The following is a 24725-nucleotide window of genomic DNA, read 5'->3' as shown; positions in this document are numbered from 1 at the left end:
CATGCGGGTCAACCCGTAGTCCTCCCATGGATCGGGGGAACCGAGCGCGGACCTCGTTCATCACCGGTCACCCGATTCACCGCGCTCGGCGCCTCCCAGCCAGGGCGCCCGCGCGCCGCTTCGCTGCATGGCCAAGCACCCGTCCCAGCTCGCCGACCTAGAGATCCAGCGCCGCCTCGGCGCTGGCGGCATGGCGGAGGTCTTCCTCGCCAAGAAGCGGGGCGCCGAGGGGACGTACAAGCTCCTCGTCGTCAAGCGCATCCTCCCCGCGCACGGGGCCTCGCGGCGCTTCCGCGCGATGTTCGTGGAGGAGGCCCACCTCGCCACGCGCCTGAACCACCCGAACATCGTCCAGGTCTACGAGTTCTCCGACCACGGCGAGGACGGGCTGCTGCTCTCGATGGAGTACGTCGAGGGCTTCGACCTCGGCAAGCTGATGCGGGCCGCCCAGCAGAAGGAGTCGCGGATCCCGCCGCTCGTGTCGGCGTTCATCGTCTCCGAGGCGGCGAAGGGGCTGCACTACGCCCACGAGCGCAAGGACGAGGGCGGCATGCCGCTCGCCATCGTCCACCGCGACGTCTCGCCGCAGAACATCCTGCTCTCGCTCGAGGGCGTCGTGAAGATCGCCGACTTCGGCATCGCCAGCGCCAACCTGTTCCGCGAGGAGCCCGGCGTGCTGAAGGGCAAGTTCGGGTACATGTCGCCCGAGCAGGCGCGCGGCGAGCGCGTCGACCGGCGCAGCGACATCTACGCCCTCGGCGTCGTGCTCTACGAGCTGCTCGCCATGCGCTCGCCGTACGGCAAGCTCGACGACGAGGCGCTGCTCCAGGCCGTGAAGGAGGGCCGGTTCGACCCGCCGTCGTCGCACGCGCGCGACATCCCCGCGGAGCTCGAGGCGATCGTGATGCGCGCCATGGAGCGCGAGCCCGAGGCCCGCTTCCAGACCGCGCGCGACCTGGCCGGGGCGGTCGCGCGCGCGCTGCTCGCGCGGCAGGAGCTCGTCGACAACGCCTCGGTCGAGCAGACCGTGGCCCACCTGCTCGGCCGCGACCGCGCGGAGGAGGCGCGCGAGGGCGCCGCGCGGCGCATGGAGGGCGCGGACGGCGCGGAGGAGCAGCCCGCGGACGACGGCTCGGTGGCGCAGCCGCAGACGCTCGCGGCGGTGCCGGCCGCGCGCACGGGCGGCGACGCCGAGGGCACGGGCGCGCCGCGCGCCGTGCGCGAGGTGCGCCACGTCGCCGTGGTCACGCTGCGCATCGAGGGCGTCGACGCGCTGCTCGGGGCGCAGGGCCGGCTCGCCGGCAAGCGCAGCGGGCGCTCGATCCGCACGACCCTCGACGCCATCGCCTTCAAGCACGGGGCGATCTGGTCGTGGGAGTCGCACGCGAGCGCGCGCGCGGTGGTCGGGCTGCTCGCGAACCCCTCGCGCGCCGCGGCCGACGCGGCCTCGCTGGCGGTCGACGTGCACGAGGCGCTCGCGGGCGCGTCGGAGGACCTGCCCGTCGAGCTCCGCGCCGCGATCGGCATCGTCCGCGGCATCGCGTACGGCGAGCGCGACGAGCAGGGGCACCTCATCAACCACGCGCTCAAGGAGCCCGCGAACTTCCTCGCCGAGCGCATCGGCAGCCGCACCCCGTTCGGCAAGACGTGGGTCGCGGGCGGCGTCTACCGCCTCGTCCGCCGCGACTTCCGCTGGGGCGACGCGCCCTCGCTCGACCTCGACGACGCCCGCGGCTACCCGGTCCCGCACCAGATGCGGCTCTACGCGCTGCAGCGCCCGCTCACCCGCGAGGAGCGCATGGCGGAGATCGCGCTCTCCCCGAACGACCTCGTGGGGCGCGACGCGGAGCGGGCCGACCTGCACGCGGCCTACCACCGGGCGATCTCGCCGCCCGTGAAGGGCAACGTCGAGCCGCCCGCGCGCTTCGGCGAGAGCGAGCCGCCGGGGAGCCGGAAGAGCAGGCCCCCGAGCATCTCGAGCAGGCCCTCGAGCCCGCCGGTCGGCGCGCTCCGCGGCCAGTCCGTGGCGCGCGTCATCGTCGGCGAGATGGGCATCGGCAAGAGCGCGCTCATCTCCACGTTCCTCTCGGAGCTCCCCGGCGACGCGCGCGTGCTCCACGTCGAGTGCTCGCCCGTGAAGAGCGAGCTGCCGCTCGCCACGGTCTGCGACGTGCTCCGCGACGTCACCGGGATGGGGCTCGACCACGCGATCGACGACGCCTCCCACGTGATCCGCGCCCTGCTCGGGCCCATCGCGCGCTCGCCGCTCGGCGCGCGCATCGTCACGCGGCTCGCCGAGCTCGTCACCGGCAAGCAGCTCGAGCACCCCGAGGAGGAGGCGGCCGCCTACGGCCGCGACGTGGTGGTGCGGGGCGTGAAGTACTTGCTCGGCTCGCTGGCGCGCCACCAGCCGCTCGTCGTCGTCATCGACGGCCTCCAGTGGGCCGACCGGCCGAGCCTGGAGCTGCTCTCGGAGCTCCTGAAGCAGCGCGCGGAGCGGCTCCCGGTGCTCGTGCTGCTCCTCACGCGCCCCGAGGAGCGCGTGACCCCGTTCATCGAGGGGCTCGTGCGGATCGAGCTCCGCGGGCTCGGCGCCGAGGAGCAGATGCGCCTCGTCGAGGCCCGCCTCGGCGTGCGCGACGGGGTGGCGGCCGTCTGCGGCGAGCTCGTGCCGCGCGTCGCCGGCAACCCGTTCTTCCTGCTCGAGATGATCGACGCGCTCCTCGAGCGGGGCACGCTGGAGATCGTCGAGCACCCGGGCGGGCGGCACGAGCTCGTGCGCCACGACCGGACGGGGGATCGCGGCGAGCCGCTGCCCTCGACGCTGGAGCAGCTCATCGGCGACCGCCTGCGCGAGCTGCCGCCGGCGGAGCACGACGTCGTGAACTGGCTGGCGGTCGCGGGGGGGCCGCTGCTCAAGGACGACATCCTGAACCTGACGCGGCTCGCCGACGACGAGGCGGTGACGCGCCTCTGCGCCCGCGGCCTGTGCGATCGCCGCGCCGGGGCGGTGGACTTCCGGCACCCGCTCGTGCGCGACGTGGCCTACCTCGCGCTCGACGGCGCGAGCCGCGTGCGCATGCACCGGCGGCTCGGCGAGCACCTCTCGACGACGCCGCTCTCGCAGGGGCTCTCGGCGGCGATCGTGGCGCAGCACCTCGCGCGGGGCGAGGCGCCCGGGCCGGCGGCGGAGCTCTACCTCGACGCCGCGCGGGCCGCGCGCGCGGGGCACCAGGCGCAGCTGTCGCGGCGGTACTACGAGCGCGCGCTGTCGCTCCTGCCGAACGGCGACACGCGGCGGATGATCGCGCACGAGGCGCTGGAGGCGATCTTCCGCCACCTCGGCCGCCGCCGCGACCGGCGGCGGCACCTCGCGGCGCTGCGCCAGCTCGCGAAGGAGAGCGGCCACGCCCGCTGGGCGGCGCTCGCCCTCGTGCGCACCGCGCGGTTCGACCTCGACGACGGCTACCTCGCCCGCGGCCTGCCGGTGGCGCAGCGCGCGGCCGAGATCGCGCGCATCGCGCGCCGTCCCGCGCTCGAGGTCGAGGCGCTCACGATCCTGTCGGAGGTGCTGCGCGAGCTCGGCGACGTCCAGGGCGCGATCAGCGCGTCGGATCGCGCGCTCCGGGTGACGCAGGCGGGCGGGCTGACGCCGCGGGCGCGCGCGGAGGTGCTGCGCACGAAGGGGGTGCTCCTGCGCCGGGTCGGCCGCGTGCAGGAGGCGGTGGAGGCCTACGCCGAGGCGATCGCGGTGTTCCGCGCGGTGGGGGCGCGCCGCAGCGAGGCGCGCGCGAAGAACTCGCTCGCGGTGGCGATGTTCGTGCTCGAGCGCTTCGAGGACGCGATCGCGGTCGGGCTCTCGTCGATCTCCATCGATCTCGCGATCGGCGGCCGGTTCCAGATCGCCAAAACGTTGAGCAACATCGGCCACGCCTACGCGAAGCTCGGGGACGTACCGCGGAGCCTGGCGTACATGAAGCGGGCGCGCGAGGCCCACGAGCGCTATGACGATCAGGATGCGCGGGCCGACACGCTCCTCTGCTCGGCAGGGATCCTCCTCGAGGCGGGCGATGTCGACGCCGCGCGCACGCTCTGCGCCGATGCGGGCGCGCTCATCGCGGTGACCGGCAGCGTCTACGACATGATCCACGAGCGCAACGTCCGCGGCCTTTTGGCCAGGGCGCGAGGCGATATCCAGGGCGCGATCGCGAACGCCTCCGAGGCGCGGCAGCTCGCCGAGTCGCAGGGGCTGATGAGCTACCACGCCCACGCGACGGCGATCGAGGCGGCGTCGCGGGTGGACGCGGGGGAGGTCCACTCCGGGGTGCTGCTCGCGCGGACGGCGCTCGGCGCTGTCGAGGCGGGCAGCTCGGAGTACGGCATCGAGGTGCGCGATCTCTGCTGCGAGGCGCTGCAGAAGGGCGCGCCGGCGAGCTCGACGGACGCGTACCACCGCGCGGCGGCGCACGTGCGGAGGGTGGCGGGCTACATCCGCGACGCGCGGCTCAGGGCGCTGTTCCTGGAGCGCACCGTGGTGCGGCGGGTCCTCGCCGCGGAGGCGGACGGACCGGCGGCGGCGCACGACCCGCTCCGCCGCGGGGAGATGGCATGACGGGAACGGGCGCGAGGACCGGGGCGAAGCCGCGGCGCAAGGTGGCGGTGATCCTCTCGGGCGGAGGCGCGCGGGGCGCGTACGAGGTCGGCGTGCTGTCGTACGTCCTCGACGCGTTCGCCCGCCTCCGCGGGGCGCCGCCGCGCATCGACATCCTGTGCGGGACGTCGGTGGGCGCGGTGAACGCGTGTTACCTCGCCGCGCACCTCGACGATCCGACGCTGGGGGTGCGGCGGCTCGTCAACCTGTGGACGCAGCTGAAGCTGGAGACGGTGCTCGGCTTCGGGGTCCGGCAGGCGATCTCGATGCCGAAGCTGCTGTTCGGGGGCGGGTCGGAGGGGGTGGGCCTGTTCGACGTGTCGCCGATGCAGCGGCTCGTCGAGCGGGAGATCCCGTGGCGCGCGATCGCGCGGACGCTGCGCCACGGCTACCTCTCGGCGGTGAGCGTGTCGGCGACGGAGATCGGGACGGGCCGCACGGTGATCTTCATGCAGACGGGCCCGGACGGGGCGCTGCCGACGACGGCGCCGCCGCGGACGATCATCCGGGGGGCGCTGATCGGCCCGCAGCACGCGCTCGCGTCCGCGGCGATCCCGATCCTGTTCCCGCCGGTGCGGATCGGCCGCGACCTGTTCATGGACGGGGGCGTGCGGCAGAACACGCCGATCGCGCCGGCGCTGCGGCTGGGGGCGACGCACGTCCTGGCGATCGGGCTGTCGCGCGAGGTGAGGAGCATCGACGCGGGGGACAGCGGCAAGCCGCCGGGGATGGCGCTCGTGCTCGGCAAGGTGCTGAACGCGTTCCTGCTCGACCACATCCAGACCGATTTCGAGGTGCTGACGCGGGTGAACCACATGATCGAGGACGGGGAGCAGGCGTTCGGCCCGGATTTCCTGCAATCGATCAACGGGGCCGCGGCGCTGCGCGGGGCGCTGCCGTACCGGCGGGTGGAGACGCTGGTGGTGCGGCCGAGCGTGGATCTCGGGCGCCTGGCGGCGGAGCACGTGAGGGCGGGCAAGCTGCAGGGCGGGCCGGCGATGATGCGGAGGCTGCTCTCGCTGGTGGACGTCGGCGCGGAGAACGACGCGGATCTCGCGAGCTATCTCCTGTTCGACGGCTCGTTCACGCGGAAGCTCATCGAGCTCGGGCGCGCGGACGCGGAGGCGAGGCGGCACGACGTCGTGGACTTCTTCGGGAGCGCGGCGGAGGAGGCGGAGCCCCGGTTGTCGGACAGCGCGGAGTGGTCGATCCCGCCGCCTGTGGGGCCGGGGAGATCGGTGTAGGGCCGCGGCAGCGGAGGTCGTTCGGTCGCGCTCAGGGCCCCAAGCGCGACCCCCCCCAGCGTTCACCAACGTGAACGTGAACGTGAACGTGAACGTGAACGTGAACGTGAACGTGGTCGTGGTCGTGGTCGTGGTCGTGGTCGTGGTCGTGGTCGTGGTCGTCGACGACATGATCGTAGACGTGAACATTCCGCCGGTACCTTGGTCGACGATTGACGGGACGAGACGTTCACGTTCACGCCTGAGCCGTTAACGACCACGTTCACGACCACGACCACGACCACGACCACGTTCACGACCACGACCACGACCACGACCACGTTCACGACCACGACCACGACCACGTTCACGACCACGACCACGACCACGTTCACGACCACGACCACGACCACGTTCACGACGGCAGTGGTCGCTGCTGGGGGCTGGCTTGGGGCCCTGAACGCGCATGGTTAACACCTATGCCACGGGGGCCTACCGCGGCTGCCGTGGATGGGGAATCAAGCAGGACCTTCGGCGACGTGGGCCCAGGGCGCGGACAGTCAGCGCGCGTCGCGGCCCCGGCGGCCCCCTCAACGGCCCAGACCCATTGCGACCCCCTGGCGACGCCCCTCCCAACGGACTCGATCCGTTGCGCCCCCCCTGGCGACGGTAGTGGTCAGTTTTGCCCGCGAGTGGTCAAAATAGCCTGATTCGCGTGGCGAACAGCGATCTCGGTCCGTAGCGTTCGGCGCAAGGAAGTGCAGCCCGCGACGACGGCAATCGTCCGGGCTGCGTGGCCGAACCCCGACAGAACCGAGGTCCGACATGCTGACCGTAGTCCGTTCGCCTTCGGGCGAGCAAGAAGGCGAACGTGCGCCCAAGCGCCGCCGTCGCCAAACCGCCCCCAGCGTCTCCCTTACCCCGACCCAGCGCATGCGGCTTCGTGCCGCGCTGCGCCACCTTCGCAAGGCGTACGGTTCGTGGCCGTGCCTCGCCGCGGTGATGGGCGTGTCCGTCAACTGCATCGAGGGCATCGCCAACGGGCGCGACAACGGGTCGCTCGCGACCGCGCAGTGCGCCGCCAGGGCGGCCGGCGTCTCCGTCGCGCAGCTCCTCGGCGGGCTGAGCGCTGCGACCGACCGCTGCCCGTACTGCGGCCGGGGTGCCCCATGAGCCCGTGGGGCCCGAACGCTGGCCCCGCTCGCGTCCTGACCATCACCGAGATCGCCGCGCAGGAACCGCTGATCCGCAGCGCTCTGCGTGGTCTCGGTGTGCGCGCCGTCGATCTCGACGACGTGTGCCAGGACGTCGTGCTCGGGGCTTGGATGAGCTCCCAGGCCGGGCGCTACAGACCCGACCGAACGCGCGAACCGCAGGACGCGCTGAAGCGCTGGCTCTTCGGCGTGTGCCGGTTCCACTGCACGCACTACCACGAGCGCGCCTTCCGACGTCGCGAGGTGCCCGTCTTCGACCCATGGGCGACCACGGGCGAGGAGCGCGTAGACCCCGGGCACGTCGGCGAGCGCATCGACGCCGGCACCGCCCTCATGGCGATCGCTGCGATGCCGCTCTGGGCCCGCGAGGTGCTCGTCCTCGCAGCACTCGGCCACGGCGGCACCGAGATCGCCAGCATCCTCCGCATCCCGCTCGGCACGGCGGGAAGCCGCCTGCGGCTCGCGCGGGCGCGCCTCGCTCGGAAGCTCCGGAGGCGCCGATGAGCGGCCCCGACTACAGGAAGCGCGTCCTGAGCGCCGACGACCTCTCCCTCATCGCCAGCGAGGTCCCGGCGCTCTGCGACTTCCCGGGCGTGCGCCCGTGGAACCGCGACAAGCTCTGGGCCGATGTCCTCGACGCCCTCATCGAGGCTCGAACCAAGGACCAGCGCGCAGCGGCGCAGCAAGCGATCGGCGCGATCCAGGCGCTCGACGCCATCGACCAGCTCTTCGTGCGGCACGACAGGTAGGCGCGCGCCGGGCGAGGTCCTGCGCGAGAACGCCGTGATGGCGCAGATGGCCGACGGCGGGCGGGGTGGTTCAAGGCGCGCCGGCCTAGCTCCCGGTAGGGCTGGCGCGCAGGATCCTGCGCGCCAGCCCTACCGTCCGAGACTGTTCATCAGCGCCTTGATTTGGCCAGCTAGTCAAGCGAAAATTCGGTCGGCGTCACCCACGACCGCGCACGACCTCATGGATACAGGAACGTTTGCAAAACGGCTCGCGCCTGCGGCGCTCCTCTTCCGATCGCCGTTCTTGGAACGCGCGGTGGCTGGGAAGCACCTGGGGACGCTGCGGGAGGCTACGGCCAACGCCGGGCTCTCACCGGACGCGCTCAAGCGTCCGCTATGCTCTGTGCTTGACGACATCCACGCACTGATGGCCGAGCACTACAGGTGCGAATACGTATTTAAGAACGCGATCGCGAACGAGATCCACCTAAAACTGCACTCGCCAGAAACGTCGGCAATGGTCGGCGAGTTCAGAAGCGGAGACTGCCGCGCAGATGTCGTCATCGCAAACGGCACCTCATCGGCATACGAGATCAAAACGGACCTGGACTCGTTAGCGAAACTGCCAGAGCAGATCAGCGCATACAAAAGGATCTTTGACAAGATCTACATAGTCGCATCCGTCGATGTATGCGAGCGTCTCATGGCGACCATCGACGCTGACATCGGCCTGCTTTGCGTCGCCGAGCAGTTGACGCTCAGGACAGTCAGGAAGAGCGCGTCACATAAGAATGAAACGTCCCCTGCGAGCATCTTCGACTGTCTGCGCCGTCAGGAGTACGTAGACGCAATAAAGTCCCACTTTGGGCGCGTCCCGGATGTTCCGAATACTAGAATATACACAGAGTGCAAGGAGCTATTCTGCAAGCTATCGCCATCGATTGCGCACTCCGTTCTGCTATCGGCGCTGAGACGCCGGACCGACTATTATGCCGGGTGGCATCTTCTCGGGAAGGTGCCCCGTTCGCTGAACTACCTGTGTATGACCATTTCCGGATCGTCGAGGTATATTTCGCGAGTCGAATCGACCCTGTTGAGTCCTTGTGTAACATAAGGGGGCGTTATGTATTTTCCGCTTTTGAGGGGAAAGCTCAATGAGTTGCTCGCGCTTCGTGAACTTGCGCCACAGCTGGCGCGCCACAGGCGCATACTCCCGATTATAGAGCCAGTCAACGCCAATGCCACCGCTCGCCTAAGCCTAGATAGATTCGCTCAGGAGAGCATGCGGTTCATGCTGCTCCTAAATCCACGACGTGGTGAATTGGCCAATGACACTAGTGCCGTGCAGAATGGCTTAATCAGGCAGTCGCTGTCCGAGTACGACAACTACATCCCGGCGATGTACGTGGATGCATCGTTTGCCGCCAAGCAGCTAGACTGGCTGAACGCCGCGTTCGGCGACGTTGGGTTCGCGTTGGTGTATGACGGACAGCCAGCGGATCCGCAACTGCTTGAGCGCCTTGCTAAGCACCGGTCCGCCGTGTACCACGTGTTTCTGGACGGGAATCTGCCGTTGGACGTCTGCCGTAGATTCCCCGCGGAGAAACGTGTTCTGGTTAAGGATCGATTCAAGCGAGCCGAGAAGAACGCCAAGTACCCTGCTGACGACTTCTTTACTGACATGCACCTGCTGTACCCAGACGATACGTACGCCGGCTTTGGCGACTACTCGATCGTCGGCGCGGAGTATTTGGAAGATGGGGGGCCGGCGCACGCCGTCGCCCTGCATCACGTGTACCGCAACGACAACAATGGCGGGAACCTGCACGTTAGACACTTTGTGTCTGATCGTACTGACTCGCCAGCTGACATCGAGGGCAAGTTCTTGGAAGCACTGACGAAGTTGGTCGGCGCGCTCCCGTTACTTGGTGAGTTCAATCACACGCCAACTTGTGATGAGTATCTAGGAATCCATTCATCGCAACAGTTCAAGAGCCTCGGATACGCGAAGAGGATGGCCATCAAGCATCACCTTGAAGTGATGCTGAAAGTCATGTGACCATAGCCTTCATAGGCGAGGGTGGTGGCGGTCTGCGGTCATTGCGCGACGTATCGCGTTGGTCGATGCGTGCGGAAGTGTCGCCTACTCACCGTTGAACAAGCTCAACTGCACCATCCTGCGCGGCTCCGGAGCGGGCGGTGGCCCTGACGGCGGAGGCTCCGGAGCGGGCGTCGGTGCCACAGGCGTAGCCGGTGCCGACCCAACCAGCCGCAGGAACCCGCGCCCGTTCGGCAAGGCCCGTGCGGGCGCCGTAGGCGCTCCCGGGGGCGGCTCCGGCAGTTTGAGCGCCTTGGGCTGCGGCGGCTCCCCCGGCGCTTCGGCAAGCGCCACCGCGACGAGTTCCTCCACGCTCCAGACGTGATCGGTCAGCCCGGCCTCCATGGCGGGCGTCACGCGGTGCGCCTCGTGCGGGCGGCAGAAGTTGTAGAACGCCATGTGCAGCGCGACGGCCGCCTTGTGGTGCGGGAGGCGCTTACTGAACCCGTTGCAGAGCCGCGTGAACCTCCGGATGTGCATGCGGATCGTGAGGTTCTGGCGCTCCACGTGCGACGTGCTGGCGCGCTTCATGTCGGGCACGCCGAAGACGGGCGTCTTCGTGATGAAGGGGTCGCGCGGTGGCTCGTACCTGTGATCGTCGTCCTTGCGGCCCTTGCGGCGGTAGTTCTTCACCACCTGGGCGTAGTCGGCCGAGCCGGCGAACGACGAGCCGACCGCGGCGACGTAGGGCGCCCACCCGTCGCTGTAGAGCTGCGGGACGCTCACCAGCCGCGCGCGGAGATCCTTGATGAAGGCGGCGGTGTTCACCTCGTCGCGCTTCCCCACGCGGTAGCTGATGACGAGCTTCGACGCGCTCGCCATGCCGACGAACACGTACGCCTCGCCGACCTCGGCAGAGTCGCCCGGCTGCACGCGCGCCTGCTTCTTCTGCACGTAGCTCCAGATCTCGTCGACCTGGACCGTCACGCAGTCGACGCCGCGCACGAGCCGGTTGTGCAGCCGCTCGCAGCCTTCGCCGACGCGCAGCAGCAGCGACAGGACCGCCGGCTTGCTCACGTCCGTGAGCCGCGTCGTGGGGCGGATGCCAGCCCCTTCGACGAGATGTGACACGACCTCGACGCGCTTCGCCATGGGCAGCACGTGTGCCATGCAGGGCCTTGCCTCTCTCCGAGCGGGGGCCCATGCTGCACGTGCGAGGTGCGCTGGACGGGCCACCGTCCGGTGTTCGCAGCCCTGCTTCCGGGGACCAGCCGGGGGCAGGGCGCTTTGCTAAGTACCCTGCAAGATAGCAACGAAACGCCTTGTTTCCCGCGGTTTTCGCGCACCTAGGACACGGGTTGTCCTAGCTATCATGCGCGTTTACAGCCTGTTTGTCGGCGTTTTCGCGTCGTCGGTCGCGAGCGCCAACGAGCAGCGCGGCGCGCGTGGTAGGGTCGCCGCATGCGAGCGAGGCTCATCCTGGAGAACGGCGGGCACGCCATCACGAAGCGCGTGGAGGTCGACGAGGCGCCCGCGGTCGGCTCGATCGTCCTTGCGGACCGCGAGCGGTGCGTGGCGAGGGTCGAGCATGTCGCCGAACGCGGCGAGGCGGACGTCTACCTACGCGAGGACGTGCTTGACCTGAAGATGCAGACGCTCCCGGAGGCGCACCTCGCCTACATCGACCTGATGAAGCGGGACGGGTGGGAGGTGGAGGACGAGGTCGCGCTGACGACCTTGCTGCGGCATCAGGTCGACCGGCAGGGCGAGGACGAGCCGGTCGAGCTGAACTGAGGGGTCACGCCGTCAAGCGGCGTAAGGTGTCGCCTGTCATAAACAGGATGCCACCGGCAATTGACGCACTACGGACGGTAGAGGTGCCAGACTCGAACCACGCCTTCCTCGCGGTTGACCGTCATCACCGCATGGTAGGTCTCGGTTGCGAGCCGGATTTTGATGCCGGCATCTTCGTCGTAACTGTACAGGTTGCCTTCGCCGGTCGCGGCGAAGCGGTGTACGGCCGCGCCTACGTCAGACGCAACGAGATAGTGAATCCGCAGAAGCGTGGCGCCGGCCTGCGGAGACCAATCAACACGCAACCTCATCGAGGGCAGCGCGCTTCGATCTCCGCCATGAGCTCTTCGTGCGGGATCCAGGGGCCATTGGCGGCGGTCGCGAACACCTCGCGCTCCTCATCTGAGGCGCGACCCGGGACCACCGGCGCGCGGCGGAAAGCCTGGAGGACCGGGTGGTCATCCGGGATGCCGCGCTGAACGCTCGGCACGCTGTCTCGACGCTGGTTTGTATCCGCGGACCCAGTTGTGCCGTCCATGATCCACCTCTTGCCTGGTGTCTACGACTGCATATACGCCATGGCGTATCAGAAATCCATTTGCCTTGACTGTCTTCCCACAGACGGGCTCCCGGGCTCGGCCTTCGGGGGCGAGTGTACGACGCGTCGTACACTCTCACTGTACAGACCGCCCGCGAGGCAGTCGGACGAACCGCTCCGGTCGTACGACGCCATGCGTTGACTGGTAGGACAGTCACGCCATGGATCATGGTTTGACCACCCCGTCCCCGAACCGGGAGTCAAGGTCGCGCTGGGCCGGTTGGTCAATTTTGACCATTACCCTGGCGACGCCCCTCCCCGCGGACTCGATCCGTTGCGACCTCCCTGGCGACGCCCCTCCCAACGGACTCGATCCGCTGCGCCCCCCCTGGCGACGCCCCCTTCCAACGGATCCGGTCCGCCACAACCCCCTGGCGACGCCCCCCTCCAACGGATCCGGTCCGCCGCAACCCCCTGGCGACGCCCCCTTCCAACGGATCCGGTCCGCCGCAACCCCCTGGCGACGCCCCCTTCCAACGGATCCGGTCCGCCACAACCCCCTGGCGGCGCCCCCTCCCAACGGATCCAATCCGTTGCGCCCCCCCGGCGGCGCCCTCAGCGCCGAAGGCAAAGTATCTCGGAGACAACGATCTCAACGAGATCGTCGACGATATCGCCCTTATGATTGACATGCTTGTCGAGGAACATGGCCTCGACGTGCAAGCGCTGGCCGACAGCCCGCATCGTCACGGCGTCGAGGCCGGCCTCATCGGCGAAGCGAAGCACCACCCGCAACACCCGATCCCGCGACAGAGGCATGCGCGGGTCGGCCCCACCGCGACGCTCCTGCGCATCCATCGACCGAGCCTTGCGCGGCGTCCGTGGCGAGCGCTCCCGGGAGTTCGACCCAAGCCTGCTGGGTATGCCGCCATGACGCCATGACCCCTCCCTGCTTCGCCGTTGACAAGATTACGCAACAAACACATTGTCTATCGCCTCGTCACTCGAAGGCTCACACAACGCCAGCGTGCCTGTCCTTCACCAAGGCTGACGCCGCACCGATCGCCGGCATGACGGCGTTCAGAGGCCGCGCGACGTCGGGAAGAGCCGCGCTGGCAAACGCGTACTCGTCGGCGTGCGCGACAACATCGTCGTCACCGGCTGACAGCTCGGATTGGAGCGAGAACCATGACCATCAACTCGAAGATCCTGATCACGGCGCTGGGGGTGGGAATACTGGGTTGGGCTTCCGTGGCGCGCGCCGAGGCTCCCTCCGCAGCACCCGAGGCGGATGCCGCTCCGAACGAGTTCGCCCCGGCCCTGCGCCGCGGGGAATGGCTCTCGTCTCTGGGGCTGCACGCTTCGCTCGGCCTCGCCTTCGGCGGCGATGAGCTCGCCGAGCTCACGTACTCGGACGGCTCCACGACCGCCGTCCACGCCGGAGAAGGGGTCTCCCTCTCCGGTGGACTGACCTGGACGCCTCTCTGGCTCGGAGATCGCGTGGGACTCGGTCTCGGGCTGGACGCCGGGTGGAAGTACAAGAGCACCCTCGTCGACGCCGATGGCTCGATCAAGCTGGAGCGCATCCCATTGATGGCCTCCGTCCGAAGCCTGGTGGCAATCGACAGCTCGTGGCACGGCGTCGTGGCCGCGGGCGGGATCCTGGAGCTCAACCCGCACCTCTATGGCGACGGCGTCCTCGGCGGCGCCGATGCTCGGTTCGACGACGCCTTGGGCGGCATGCTGGAGCTGGGCGTTCTGTGGGGTCGTCCGAAGGGCTTCGGGTTCGAGATGACCGGGCGCTGGACGATCCTGAGCTACGAGTACATGGGCGAGAGCAGCAACGCCAGCAGCGGGTCCGTCAACCTGACGGTCCACTACTTCCTCTGAGGAGAGGAAGGAGCCGAGCCGTGATTCGACGCCAGGCGGGCGGCGCTCCGCGCGGATCGGCGATCGTCGAGCGATTCGGTACCAGCGGCGGACCCGGTTCGTTGCGAGCCGCCGGCCCTGCTCGGCCGACCGCCCCTCAGCGCTCCTTGTCCTTCTTGGCGCTCCCCTTCTCGCTCTTCTTCTTGGCGTCGCCGCCCTTCTTCTTCTCGGGCTTCTCGCTCTTCTCGGGCTTCGTTTTCGACGCCACCTTCTTCGACTCGCCGCGGCCGAGCGAGATCTCCAGGCGATCGCCGCGCGCCTTCGCCTTGTAGGCGGGCACGCCGTCCTTGAACTGCAGGGTGACCTCCGCGCCGTGCGCGGTGTTGACCACGCGCACCGACGCGATGCGCTTGTCTTTGCGGGCGAGGCCGCTGCCCGACGACAGCGCCCGCCGATCGGGCAGCGATACCGTGAAGCCCATCGCGCCAGCCGCGCCGTTCAGCTCCTCGATCGGACCGTCCATCTTGAGCTTCAGGACGATGGGGTTCCTCACCGACCCCTGCCCCCACTCCCGCGGCCCCTCCCGGTCGCCGTCGTCCGCCGCTTCCACCTCGTCGTCCTCGCCCGGCCCGCCCGGGACCGCCGCGCCCGGCGCGAGCGCGCCGCCGGCCAGCGCGCTCGGATCCGCCGGCGGCGTCGGCGGCACAGGCTCCGTCGTCGACAGCGGCGTCGCACCGAACAGCGGGACGTTCGCCGTGAGCGCGCCGCCCGGCCCCGCGGCCGCCGCGAGGGCAGGCGCGCCGGAGGACGCCGACGCTGGCAGCGCCGGCGCGCCCGCGGCCGACTCGGCCCCGGCCGCGGGCGCGTCGCCGCCCCGCAGGCCCAAGAGGCGCGCCGCCCCGAACACGACGAGCACCGCCGCCAGCCCAAGGAAGCTGCCGACCGCGGCCGCCTTCTTGTTGAAGCGCGGCGGCTCCCCGTCCTCGCCCGCCGCCTCCTCGGGCTCCTCGCGCACCAGCCGGCGCCCGCCGGACTTCAGCGCGCCAGCCGGCGGCGGCGCCGTCTTGCGGCGCGGGCCGCCGTCCTTGCCCGACCCGTCGCCGTCGCCGTCGCCTGCCCGCGCGGCGCGCCGCGCCTTGATCCTCGCCACGAGGCCCGCCATCGCCGTGGCCGCGCGCGCCCCGGCGCCGGCGAGCGCCGGCGCGAGCTTGCCCGCCACCGCCTTGCCCGCCATCGCGGCCTTCTCGCCGACCTCGCGCAGCCGGCCCGGCTGCGCGTCGGCAGCCGCCTCGGCGCCCGCGTCCTCGGCCGCGCTCCCCGTGGAGGACGGCGCTCCGTCGTCCGCGGAGGACGGGGCCGCCTCGGCGCCCGCGCGCGCTTCCCGGGCCGAGAGCGCCGGCGACACGTCGCTGTCGTGGTCGTCGTCCGCGTGGGCCGCCGCGCCGCCGCTCGCGCCGCCGCTCACGCCCGATGAGGCGCGCTCGCCCCGAGGCTCGGCCGCCGGCGCCGAGGAAGGCCGCGCCGTCGCGCGCTCGCCCTGAGGATCGCGCGCCGGAACCGTCGGCGCCGAGGAAGGCCGCGCAGCCGCGCGCTCGCTCTGATGATCGCGCGCCGGGACGGTCGGCGCCGACGACGGTCGCGAAGCGGCGCGCTCGCCCTGCGGCGGCGGCGACGACTGCGCCCGCGCCGGCGCGCCGGCGTCATGGGAAGATCGCGCCGGGGCCGGGGGGAGCGCCTCGGGCGACGAGGGCCGCGGCCGCGGCGCCCTGGCCGCGCGGGGCGCCTCGTAGGCCAGCGTGACCACGAGCTGCGGCACGCTCGTCGCCGGGTCGACCTCGACCTTCACGTGATCGATGTACGCCTCGCGGCGCGTGCCCTGATCGACCTCCTCCAGCTCGAGGGAGCGGCCCACCTTGAGGAACTCCAGGTTGGAGCCGACCTCGAGGTCGTCGAGCCCGCCGCCGCGCACGCGCGCCTTCATCGGCGAGCCCAGACCCTCGATGTGGAGCCGCACGCGGGAGCCCCGCTGCGCGGCCCCGGGCGACGCGGCCGCGGCCTGGACGGCGAGCGCCGGCGCAGGGCCCGCGGCGCCCGCGTCGATCGACGAGCACATCGCGCGCACCGCCTCCTCCGACCCGGCGTCGAGGCCGGTGAAGCGCAGGCCGAACTCGCCGCCGCGCGCCTGCTCGGCGCGCCAGCAGACCTCGCCCTCGACGACCAGCTCCTTGCCGAGCCCGTCGAACCGACAGATCAGGGCGTCGCCGACCCGCGGCAGGTACGCCGTGCGCAGGCGCATCCCCTCGGGTGACATGTCGATCGACTCGGCCTCGAAGCCGCCGCCCGACGTCTCGCCGACCGCGACGAGCGCCTCGACGCGGACCCGCTGCCCGGCGCCAGCGCGCCGCTCGCCGCCGCCCTCGCGCTCCCTGTCCAAGGATTCCGGCGCCTTGCGAACGCCCTCTCCCTCTGCGCCTCGACCGTTCATACGCCCATACCTCCGCCGCGAAGCCGCGTCCGCCGTCGCGGGCCCTCCGCGGTGCAGAGCGCCCATTGGCCGGCAGTACGGCGTAAGCCCCGCGCTGGCCAAGTTTTGGAGGCCCTGGCCATGCGCCACGTGCCACGTGAACACGCGCCGCCGTGATGCGCAGCGTTGTGGCGCGGGGAGCAACGGAGCCACCGAGCAACGGGGGCGGAGGCGGTGAGCGATGGGCGGCAGGCGGTGACTGGCGGTGACAGCTGGTGATCGCGCGCTCGCTTCACCTGGCGCTCCGGGGGGCAAACGTGGGAAACTCTCGCGATGGGCAAGGACGAGCCCCCGCAGAACCAGGACACGCCCGCGCCCGCCGCGAATCAGGATGTCGTCTTCATCCATGGCCCCGTCGAGCAGGGGGAAGGCTTCCGGGTGATCCGGAGCCGGGAGGACCGGCTCGAGATCGGCGAGCTGCGGCCCACCGAGCACGGGCGCCCGCTGAACGGGGAGCTCGTGAAGCTGACGCAGCGGTCCGAGCACGCGCGGCTCTTCGACGTGGAGGTGCTCCTCCCGGCGGCGCGCGAGTCGCCCCGGTCAGGCCCCGCTCAGGTCGCGACCGACGCCTACCGCTCGAACTGGGAGGCGATCTTCGGCCCGCGAGAGGCGAGCAAGCTCGCCAACTGAGCGCCCGCGACCGCGGGCCGTCAGCGAGGGGCCATGGCGGCGAGCTGCCGCGCCTGGCCGGTCTTCCGGAGCGCGTACGCGATCCCGCGCTGGAGCGTCCCCTGGACGACGGTCTCGCTGAGATCGATCCCGAGGCTGACCAGCGTCTGCGACACGTGGCCTCGGATCCCGGTGATCACCGCCTCGGCGCCGAGCAGCCGCAGCGCGGTCGCGGCCCGGACGAGCGTCGCGGCGACGCTGCTGTCCACGCCCTTCACGCCCGTGATGTCCAGGATGACGACCTGCGCCGACGTGTCCGCCACGCCGTGCAGCGCCGTCTCGAGCGCCTCGTCCGCCCGCTCCGCGTCCAGGGTCCCGATGAGCGGCATGACCATGATCTGGTCGGTGATCGGGATGAGCGGCGTCGACAGCTCGGCGAGCCGCTCGCGCTGCACGCGGATGAGGTCCTCCTGGAGGGCGGCGCGCGCCCGCTCGGCGCTCTCCCGCTCGACGAGCTCCGCCTCCAGCTGCGCCTTCGCCGCGGAGAGCTCCGCTGTGCGGGCGGCGACGGCCGCCTCGAGCGCGTCGTTGGCCCTGCGGAGCTCGTCGCTCGCCGCCTGGAGGCGCGCGTAGAGCAGCGCGTTCTTCACGGCGATGGCGGCCTGCGCGGCGACCAGCTCGAGCACGTCGAGGCGGGCGGGCGAGAACACCTCGGGCGCGGCGTTGTTCTCCAGATACAGGACGCCCGAGATCTCCCCCTGGCTCACCATGGGCAGCGCGAGCACCGATCGCGGCTTGCGCGCCGCGACGTAGGGGTCGCCGTCGAACCGCCCGTCCTGCGCGGCGTCGGCCACGACGACGGCGCTCCCGGTGCGCATCGCGAGCTCGATCACCCGCGCTGCGGCGGCGCCGCTCTCGCGCACGGGCGTCGACGGGCCGACGCGCACCTCGCCCTCGTCCTCGGCGACGGCCTCCACGCGCGGCCCGCCCTCGTGGTCCAGGATCAGCGCGCCCCGCTGGGCGCCGACGCTCTCGACGGCGAGCCGGAGCAGCCGCGTCATCACGCGGCCGAGGTCGATCTCGCGCGCCACCGCCTGCGCGGCGCGGATGAGCGCCGCCGCGTCGAGCAGCGCCACGCGCCGCGCCACCGTGTCGGTCGTCGACGAGCCGACCGAGGTCAGGCTCGACAGGACGCTCGCGGACGCGGGCTGGCCCGCCGCCGCGCGGGGGAGCAGCTCGACGTACGCCTCCTCCATCTGCCGCAGCTTGGCCGTGGCGCCCCAGCGCGCGTAGGCCTGGTACGCCTCGACGAGGCACGAGCGCGCGAGCCACGGCACGCGCCTCGCCGCGAGGAACCTGCCGAAGAGCTCGCTGACGAGCGCGCGGTAGCGCACGTACCCCGCCTTCTCCGCCGCGTCGCTCGCCTGCTGGTAGAGCTCGAGGATCGGCTCCAGCGCCTCCCCGGCGACGCGCGCGCGCTCCGCCCGGACGAGCAGCTCCAGGTGCCGGAGCTCGGGGCAGTCCCGCGCGAGGACGGCGAGCTTGTCGTGGTTCGACGCGAGCATCTCGGCCAGCGCGCCGCCCTCTTCCCCGCTCGCCCGAGGGCCGAGCGCCAGGAGGGTGAGGCAGGTGTAGAGCGGCAGATCGACGATGCCGATGTACTGGCCCGTCACGGCGCGGGCCCGCTCGTGCGCGCGGCGCGCCATCCGCAGCGCGCCCTCGTAATCGCCGTAGAGGTACGCGAGCGCGAGCTTGTTCGTGTAGTAGAAGCCAGCGACGATCGCGAAGGCCATCACGTCGAGCTTCGGCACGAAGGCGTCCTCGTCGAAGCCGGCGTCGCTCAGCGTGCCGCGGTCCAGCGTGCGCCCCTCGAGGTTCTGGATCACCTGCAGCGCGACGGTCTGGACCGCCGTCGACAGCGGGTCCTTCGTGCGGGAGGTGAAGCGCAGGAACCCGCCGACGTCCTCGCGCACGCGCCGGAGCTCGCCTTCCAGGCTGAGCTTCATCTGGGCGACGAGGTTGGAGGCCGCCGACGCGAACATGAAGTCGCCGGTCTCCATCCCGGCGACCCGCGCCCGCTGGAGGACCTCGAGCGCCTCTCGCTGCGGCCTCGAGTGGCTCATGACGACCCCGAGGTTGAAGTCGACCTTCGCCCTGATGGCGTCGACCCGGTACCTCTCGTTCAGGGCGACGCCCATCCGCACGATCCTGTAGCCCTCGTGCGGCTGGCCCCAGAACGCGGCCAGGTAGAAGCCGTGGAGCGCGTACGCCACGCTGGCCATCGGCGAGATCCCGTGCCGGAGCGACAGGTTCGTCATCCTGACGGCGAGGAGCTGGGCCAGCGGCAGGTTGACGATGTACGCCGAGGGCGAGCCGTAGCCGAGCATCTCCACCACGATCCTGACGCGCGGATCGGCGAGCTCCGGGCCCGCGACGATGTCCTCGCTCCGCCGGGCGGCGAAGCCGCGCTCGGCCTCGGCGAGCTCCGCGCGGAGCGCGGCGGCGAGCGCCTCGCCCTCGGTGGGCACCTCCACGCCGAAGAGGCGCAGGCCCTTGAGCGCCACACCGAGCGAGTCCCCCCAGCGGTGCTGCGCGTTGTAGAGGACCATCCGCAGGCAGTAAACGCGCGCGCGCTGGACATCCGACGTGGCGCGCTCGAGGAGGGCGTCGAAGAGCGCCTCCGCCTCGTCGCAGCGGCCGCTCAGGTACGCGCACTCGGCCTTCGCGGCATAAATGTCGAAGATGTCGAAGACGTCGAAGGCGAGGCCCGCCTCGCCGGCCCACGGATCCGGGCCGAGCGCGGACGCCGCGGCGCTCAGGTAGCCGAACGCGGCGTCGTACGCGGTCGCCGCCTGCGCGCGCCGCCCCGCGGCCAGGTTGAGCCGCACGAGCTCGCCGCGCTCCGCCGGATCGTCGATCGGGGCCGGGGCCAGGTTCAGGTGGCCGACGACGACGAACAGATCCTCGTCGCTCGGGTCCTCGCCGAGGGTCGCCGCGAGCAGCCGGCCGATGCGGCGGTGCAGCCGCTTCCGCTCCGGCTCGTCGATGAGCGCGTGCGCCGCCTGCTGGACGCGATCGTGCAGGAACCGGTACGAGACGCGGAACGAGGGGTCCTCGAGCAGCCTGCCCGCGACCGCCGCGTCGCCGGCGTGGACGAGGCGGTACTCGGGATCGAGGGGCACGACGAGGCCCGCCCGCAGGGCCTCCCAGAGCGCCGCGGCCACCTCGCCCGGGGGCTGCTCGGCGGCGAGCGCGAGCGTCCGGAGGTCGAAGCGGTGGCCCACGCAGGCGGCGAGCCGGAGGGCGCGCTGCGCGCCGGGCGCGAGCCGCCGGATCTTCGCGGCCATCAGCTCGACGACGCCCTCGGCGCCCTCCGCGCTCCGGGCGCGCTCGAGGCTCCACGCCCACGCCCCCGCGGCCGGATCGAAGCGCACGATCCCCTCGCCGGCGAGGGCGTGCAGGAGCTGGTGGATGAAGAACGGGTTGCCCGCGGTCCGCTCCAGGATGAGCGCCGCGAAGGCGTCCGTGTCCTCGAGGCGGCAGCGCAGGGCGTCGGCGAGGAGCCGGCGGATGTCCTCGATCTCGAGCGGCCCGAGCCACACCTCGGAGGCGGACGCGCCCGCCGCCCGCAGGCCGCCGACGAGCCTCGCCAGCGGGTGGGCGTCGTCGACTTCCTGGTCGCGGTAGGCGCCGATCACGAGCATCCCGCGGACGTCGGGATCGGTCATCAGGAGCTCGAGGAGCTTCAGCGAGGCCGGGTCGGCCCACTGGAGGTCGTCGATGAAGAGCACGAGGAGGTGCTCCTCCGTGACGGCGCGGACGAAGGTCTGAAACGCCAGGCTGAAGCGGTTCTTCGACTCGCTCGGCCCGAGCGGCTGCACGGCGGGCTGGGGTCCGACGACGCGCTCGAGCTCGGGGATCACGTCGACGACGACCTGCCCGATCGAGCCGAGCGCGGCGCTCAGCCGGGCCTTCCAGCGCGCCACGGACTCCTCGCCCTCCGACAGGATGCGCTCGCACAGCTCGCCGAACGCCCGCGCGATGGCCGCGTAGGGGGTGCGCTGCCTGAGCTGGCCGAACTTCCCCGAGACGAAGTACCCGGGCCGCCGCGCGAGCACCTTGTAGACCTCGCGGACGAGGGCGGACTTGCCGACACCGGCGTGGCCGGAGATGAGGAACAGCTCGACGGCGCCGGCGCCGGCCGAAGCGCGCTCGCACGCGGCCACGATCGCCTGCGCCTCGGCCTCGCGCCCGTAGAGCTTCTCCGGCAGCCAGAGCCGGCCGCCCGCGTCGCGCTCGCCGAGCGGGAAAGGATCGACGCGGCCGTCGGCCTCGTACCTCCGGAGGCACTCCTCGAGATCGGCGCGCAGCGCCTCGGCGCACGGGTACCGATCGTCGGCGGCCTTGGAGAGGAGCTTCATGACGAGATCGGAGACGACGCGCGGGATCTCGGGCGACGCGGCGTGCGGCGGCGCCGGCGTCCTGGCCAGGTGGCAATGCACGAGCTCCATGGCGCTCGGCGCCGTGAACGGAGGCGCGCCCGTGAGCAGCTCGTAGAGGGTGACGCCCAGGGAGTAGAGGTCCGTCCGGCAGTCGAGGCTGCGGTTCATCCAGCCCGTCTGCTCGGGTGACATGTACGGAAGGGTCCCCTCCGCGGCGCCCGGGTTCTCGGCCCTCGGCGCCTCCTGCGACAGGCGCGTTGCGATCCCGAAGTCGGAGAGCTTGACCACCAGCGGATCGAGGCGGACGAGGATGTTGTGCGGCTTGACGTCCTTGTGGATGATGCCCGCGTGGTGGAGCGCCGCGAGGGCGTCCGCGACGTGAATGCCGATCCGAAGGGTCGTGCCCAGGCCGAGCCGCTCGCTCCGCGAGACGATATCGAGCGACGCGCCGCCGAAGTCCTCCAGGACGAGCACGGGCCCCCCGTCGCTCTCCTCGACGTCCAGGACGCGAAGGACGCCCGGGTGCGCGATCTCGCGCGTGATCACCAGCTCGTGGCGGAGCCTCGCGATCGCGCGCGGCGACGCCCGCCCGGCGCTCGGCCCCTTCAGCACGACCGGCTGCCCGTCCGACGCGCGGCGCGCGCGGCACACGGTGATCATCGTCCCCTCGTGGAGGGTGGCCTCCGCGGCGTAGCCCTGCGGTGAGCTCGCCGATCCGATGACATGAACCGCCCCGGGTGTCGTCATGCGTACAGGTTACAACCGATACGGAACGTGCCGTGAGAACGTTCACACAACGTCGGGAGCCGCCGCGGCCGCAATCAGTAGCCCAGCGCACATGGTATCGATATTCCTCAATCGTTACCTTGTCTCGATCTCCTCCGGTGCGCGGGCGTGCCGAATCTTGAGCCGCGGTGGACCTCTGGAGAACACTGCTGGGCGTGTTCCCGACGCGCCGGTCGACCGTCCCGCCCTTGACAGCGGTCGCGCCCTTCACGCAAAGGCGAGGCGTGCAGGCGCTACCGCTGACGGCGACCGACGACGAGGCGCTCGCGCGCGCCGCCGCGCAGGGGCACCCGGGCGCCGCGCCGATCCTCTGGCAGCGGTTCGCGCCGCTCGTGCGCCGGATCCTGACGCGCACCCTCGGGCCGGGCGACGAGGTCGACGATCATGTGCAGGACACGTTCCTGCGCTTCTTCCGCGTGGCGAAGGACCTCAGGGACCCTTCGCTGCTCTCGAGCTTCATCGTCGGCATCGCGGTGCGCGTCGCGCGCGCCGAGCTGCGGCGCAGGCGCGTGCGGCGCTGGCTCCAGCTGTCGCCCTCGGGCGAGCTCCCGGACATGGGGGGCGCGCAGCAGGATCCGCAGGGGCGCGCGGCGCTCACGCGGCTCTACCGCATCCTCGACCAGGTCGACGACAGGTCCCGGACGCTCTTCGTGCTGCGGTTCATCGAGGGGCTCGAGCTCACCGAGATCGCCGCCGCGCTCGGCTGCTCGCTGGCCACGACGAAGCGCCACCTCGCGCGCGCGTCCCACCGGATCCTCACCGCCGCGGAGCGCGATCCAGCGCTCTCGGCCTACCTCACCAAGGCCCCGCAGGACCTCGATCGGCCCGGGGCCCTCCCCGCCGACGGAGGAGATCGCGATGAATGAAGCGGAGAAGCTGAGCCGGCTCGCGGACCTCGTGCGGAGCGGCGTCCCCGCGGACGCCGGCGCGGCGCACGACGCCGCCGAGCGCGCCCGCTTCGTGGAGGCGGTGAGCCGCGGCGCGGGCCGCGCGGGAGCCCTGGGCCGCGTGGGCTCGTGGCTGCGCGCCTCGCCGCTGTGGAGCGCGCTCTCGGGGCGGCCGCGGTGGAGCTTCGCGCTCGCCGGCGCGGCGGCGTTCGCGCTCGCGCTCGTCGCGCTCTGGCCGACGCGGCCGCTCGACTACGCCGTCGAGGGCGCGCCTTCCGCCGCGGGCCGGTACATCGCCGCGACGGCCGGCGGAGAGGCGCGGCTCCGCTTCACGGACGGCACCTCCGTCGCGCTCTCGCCGGGCAGCGCGATGCGCGTTGTCGACGTCGACGCGGCCGGGGCGCGCATGCTGCTCGAGGACGGCCGCGCGTCGCTGCGCGTCACGCGGCGGCCGGAGGCGCGCTGGTCCGTCGAGGCGGGGCCGTTCGCGGTGCTGGTCACCGGCACGGAGTTCGACGTGTCCTGGAGCCGCGGCGACGGCACGCTGCGCGTCGATCTGCGCGAGGGGAGCGTGACCGTACGCGGGCCGCTCGCGCCCGACGGGCTGCCGCTCCGCGCCGGGCAGCGGCTCGTGGCGCGGATGCGCGAGGGCGACGTGCAGATCTCGAGCGGCGACGCCGCGAGCGCGGCGGACCCGGCGCCGAAGGCGCTGCCGCCCGCGGGCACGGCGGCGCAGCCCCGGGAGGAGAAGACGACCATCGGACCTGGCGACGCTGGGGGCGGCGACGCCGGGGCCGTACGGCCGGAGGGCTCGCGGGCAGAGGGGGCGCCCGCGAGCTCTCCGACGGACGGTGCGGGGCCGGCGGCGCCGGCCGGCGCGGCGGCGGCGCCGAGCTGGGCCCAGCGCGTGGCGGCGGGGGATTTCCGGGCGGTCCTGGCCGAGGCGGAGCAGCGCGGCCTCGGGGGGGTGCTCGAGCGGGGCTCGCTGGACGACCTTGTCGCCCTCGGGGACGCGGCGCGGTACGCGCGGCGCGGCGACGTGGCGCAGCGCGCGCTCTCGGCGACGCGCAAGCGGTTCCCGGGGACGAGCCAGGGCAAGGCGGCGGCCTTCCTGCTCGGCCGCCTGATCCACGACGGCGGCTCGCCCGGGGCGGCCGTCGCCTGGTACGACACGTACCTTGCCGAGTCGCCTGGCGGCCCGTTCGCGGCCGAGGCGCTCGGCCGCAAGATGGTGGCGGTCGAGCGCACGGCCGGCCGGGCGGCGGCGCGCCCCGTCGCGGAGCTCTACCTGAAGCGCCACCCTCGCGGCGCGCACGAGCCCGTGGCGCGCGATCTCCTCACGCCGTGACGCCCGGCGGGTGATTCACCCGTTCTGGCATCCATCGTTTGAGCCGATCGGGAGCTGGGAAGGCGGAGGCCCGA

18 protein-coding genes are annotated in these 24725 nt (G+C 71.7%); 13 read left to right on the top strand and 5 right to left on the bottom strand.

Annotation, left to right across the window (positions count from 1 at the left end):
- Positions 1-127: 127 nt before the first annotated feature.
- The 8 genes from WMF22_RS15185 to WMF22_RS15150 all read left to right on the top strand — a co-directional run bounded on the left by WMF22_RS15185 (position 128) and on the right by WMF22_RS15150 (position 9875).
- Entirely contained in the window at positions 128-4612 is a 4485-nt protein-coding gene (locus WMF22_RS15185) for a serine/threonine-protein kinase (RefSeq protein ID WP_437299794.1), read from the top strand.
- Complete coding sequence (locus WMF22_RS15180) at positions 4609-5895, top strand: patatin-like phospholipase family protein (protein WP_437299793.1); 1287 nt, start codon at positions 4609-4611, stop codon at positions 5893-5895. Before WMF22_RS15185 ends, WMF22_RS15180 begins: the two co-directional genes overlap by 4 nt.
- A gap of 82 nt (positions 5896-5977) precedes the next feature.
- On the top strand, positions 5978-6148 hold the full coding sequence (locus WMF22_RS15175) for a hypothetical protein (RefSeq protein WP_438036206.1): 171 nt from the start codon (positions 5978-5980) through the stop codon (positions 6146-6148).
- Between the two features lie 659 nt (positions 6149-6807).
- Positions 6808-7047 (top strand): transcriptional regulator, encoded by a 240-nt coding sequence (locus WMF22_RS15170; protein WP_438036205.1) that lies wholly within the window; start codon positions 6808-6810, stop codon positions 7045-7047.
- A complete protein-coding gene (locus WMF22_RS15165; RefSeq protein ID WP_438036204.1) occupies positions 7044-7592 on the top strand; it encodes an RNA polymerase sigma factor in 549 nt (182 codons plus the stop codon). The genes WMF22_RS15170 and WMF22_RS15165 overlap by 4 nt, the downstream gene beginning before the upstream one ends.
- Positions 7589-7837, top strand: coding sequence for a hypothetical protein (locus WMF22_RS15160; protein WP_438036203.1), 249 nt, complete (start codon positions 7589-7591; stop codon positions 7835-7837). The genes WMF22_RS15165 and WMF22_RS15160 overlap by 4 nt, the downstream gene beginning before the upstream one ends.
- Positions 7838-8057: 220 nt before the next feature.
- Positions 8058-8930: a sce7726 family protein gene (locus tag WMF22_RS15155; protein WP_438036202.1), complete on the top strand. Its 873-nt coding sequence runs from the start codon at positions 8058-8060 to the stop codon at positions 8928-8930.
- Positions 8931-8939: 9 nt separating this feature from the next.
- Positions 8940-9875 carry a sce7725 family protein gene (locus tag WMF22_RS15150; protein ID WP_438036201.1) on the top strand — a complete coding sequence of 312 codons (936 nt, stop codon included), beginning with the start codon at positions 8940-8942 and terminating at the stop codon, positions 9873-9875.
- Between the two features lie 84 nt (positions 9876-9959).
- Here the strand turns inward: WMF22_RS15150 and WMF22_RS15145 are convergent, their stop codons facing one another.
- A complete protein-coding gene (locus tag WMF22_RS15145; protein WP_438036200.1) occupies positions 9960-11024 on the bottom strand; it encodes an IS1 family transposase in 1065 nt (354 codons plus the stop codon).
- A 291-nt stretch (positions 11025-11315) separates the two neighbouring features.
- On the opposite strand from WMF22_RS15145, the gene WMF22_RS15140 reads away from it, so the two are divergent.
- Positions 11316-11648, top strand: coding sequence for a hypothetical protein (locus WMF22_RS15140; RefSeq protein ID WP_438036199.1), 333 nt, complete (start codon positions 11316-11318; stop codon positions 11646-11648).
- A 68-nt stretch (positions 11649-11716) separates the two neighbouring features.
- On the opposite strand, the gene WMF22_RS15135 is transcribed toward WMF22_RS15140, so the two are convergent.
- Together WMF22_RS15135 and WMF22_RS15130 are read right to left on the bottom strand one after the other, a co-directional pair.
- Positions 11717-11959: a hypothetical protein gene (locus WMF22_RS15135; protein WP_438036198.1), complete on the bottom strand. Its 243-nt coding sequence runs from the start codon at positions 11957-11959 to the stop codon at positions 11717-11719.
- An 842-nt stretch (positions 11960-12801) separates the two neighbouring features.
- Positions 12802-13044, bottom strand: a complete 243-nt coding sequence (locus WMF22_RS15130; RefSeq protein WP_437299792.1) for a hypothetical protein — start codon at positions 13042-13044, stop codon at positions 12802-12804.
- 330 nt (positions 13045-13374) lie between these two features.
- On the opposite strand from WMF22_RS15130, the gene WMF22_RS15125 reads away from it, so the two are divergent.
- Entirely contained in the window at positions 13375-14076 is a 702-nt protein-coding gene (locus tag WMF22_RS15125) for a hypothetical protein (protein ID WP_438036197.1), read from the top strand.
- 136 nt (positions 14077-14212) lie between these two features.
- On the opposite strand, the gene WMF22_RS15120 is transcribed toward WMF22_RS15125, so the two are convergent.
- Entirely contained in the window at positions 14213-16489 is a 2277-nt protein-coding gene (locus WMF22_RS15120) for a PilZ domain-containing protein (protein ID WP_438036196.1), read from the bottom strand.
- Positions 16490-16852: 363 nt separating this feature from the next.
- Here WMF22_RS15120 and WMF22_RS15115 point away from each other — a divergent pair, with 363 nt between their 5' ends.
- A complete protein-coding gene (locus WMF22_RS15115) occupies positions 16853-17209 on the top strand; it encodes a hypothetical protein (protein ID WP_437299789.1) in 357 nt (118 codons plus the stop codon).
- Positions 17210-17229: 20 nt separating this feature from the next.
- On the opposite strand, the gene WMF22_RS15110 is transcribed toward WMF22_RS15115, so the two are convergent.
- Entirely contained in the window at positions 17230-22377 is a 5148-nt protein-coding gene (locus tag WMF22_RS15110; protein ID WP_438036195.1) for an AAA family ATPase, read from the bottom strand.
- A gap of 263 nt (positions 22378-22640) precedes the next feature.
- Between WMF22_RS15110 and WMF22_RS15105 the strand changes: the two genes are divergently transcribed.
- Both WMF22_RS15105 and WMF22_RS15100 read left to right on the top strand, forming a co-directional pair.
- The gene (locus tag WMF22_RS15105) at positions 22641-23282 is read left to right on the top strand and encodes an RNA polymerase sigma factor (protein WP_437299787.1); all 642 of its coding nucleotides are present in this window, start codon (positions 22641-22643) and stop codon (positions 23280-23282) included.
- The gene (locus tag WMF22_RS15100; protein WP_438036194.1) at positions 23275-24651 is read left to right on the top strand and encodes a FecR domain-containing protein; all 1377 of its coding nucleotides are present in this window, start codon (positions 23275-23277) and stop codon (positions 24649-24651) included. The genes WMF22_RS15105 and WMF22_RS15100 overlap by 8 nt, the downstream gene beginning before the upstream one ends.
- The last annotated feature ends 74 nt before the right edge of the window (positions 24652-24725 follow it).

Source organism: Sorangium sp. So ce204, assembly GCF_051526795.1.
Lineage (GTDB): Bacteria > Myxococcota_A > Polyangia > Polyangiales > Polyangiaceae > Sorangium > Sorangium cellulosum_B.
The sequence above is the reverse complement of the archived record's forward strand: the minus strand, read 5'-3'. Positions and strand labels throughout refer to the sequence as shown.

Coding starts and splice junctions, on each gene's coding strand:
- WMF22_RS15140 (WP_438036199.1), top strand. CDS start 11,316: ATGCGAGCGAGGCTCATCCTGGAGAACGGCGGGCACGCCATCACGAAG.
- WMF22_RS15185 (WP_437299794.1), top strand. CDS start 128: ATGGCCAAGCACCCGTCCCAGCTCGCCGACCTAGAGATCCAGCGCCGC.
- WMF22_RS15110 (WP_438036195.1), bottom strand. CDS start 22,377: ATGACGACACCCGGGGCGGTTCATGTCATCGGATCGGCGAGCTCACCG.
- WMF22_RS15125 (WP_438036197.1), top strand. CDS start 13,375: ATGACCATCAACTCGAAGATCCTGATCACGGCGCTGGGGGTGGGAATA.
- WMF22_RS15130 (WP_437299792.1), bottom strand. CDS start 13,044: ATGGATGCGCAGGAGCGTCGCGGTGGGGCCGACCCGCGCATGCCTCTG.
- WMF22_RS15165 (WP_438036204.1), top strand. CDS start 7,044: ATGAGCCCGTGGGGCCCGAACGCTGGCCCCGCTCGCGTCCTGACCATC.
- WMF22_RS15160 (WP_438036203.1), top strand. CDS start 7,589: ATGAGCGGCCCCGACTACAGGAAGCGCGTCCTGAGCGCCGACGACCTC.
- WMF22_RS15145 (WP_438036200.1), bottom strand. CDS start 11,024: ATGGCACACGTGCTGCCCATGGCGAAGCGCGTCGAGGTCGTGTCACAT.
- WMF22_RS15100 (WP_438036194.1), top strand. CDS start 23,275: ATGAATGAAGCGGAGAAGCTGAGCCGGCTCGCGGACCTCGTGCGGAGC.
- WMF22_RS15155 (WP_438036202.1), top strand. CDS start 8,058: ATGGATACAGGAACGTTTGCAAAACGGCTCGCGCCTGCGGCGCTCCTC.
- WMF22_RS15180 (WP_437299793.1), top strand. CDS start 4,609: ATGACGGGAACGGGCGCGAGGACCGGGGCGAAGCCGCGGCGCAAGGTG.
- WMF22_RS15170 (WP_438036205.1), top strand. CDS start 6,808: ATGCGGCTTCGTGCCGCGCTGCGCCACCTTCGCAAGGCGTACGGTTCG.
- WMF22_RS15115 (WP_437299789.1), top strand. CDS start 16,853: ATGGGCAAGGACGAGCCCCCGCAGAACCAGGACACGCCCGCGCCCGCC.
- WMF22_RS15150 (WP_438036201.1), top strand. CDS start 8,940: ATGTATTTTCCGCTTTTGAGGGGAAAGCTCAATGAGTTGCTCGCGCTT.
- WMF22_RS15135 (WP_438036198.1), bottom strand. CDS start 11,959: ATGAGGTTGCGTGTTGATTGGTCTCCGCAGGCCGGCGCCACGCTTCTG.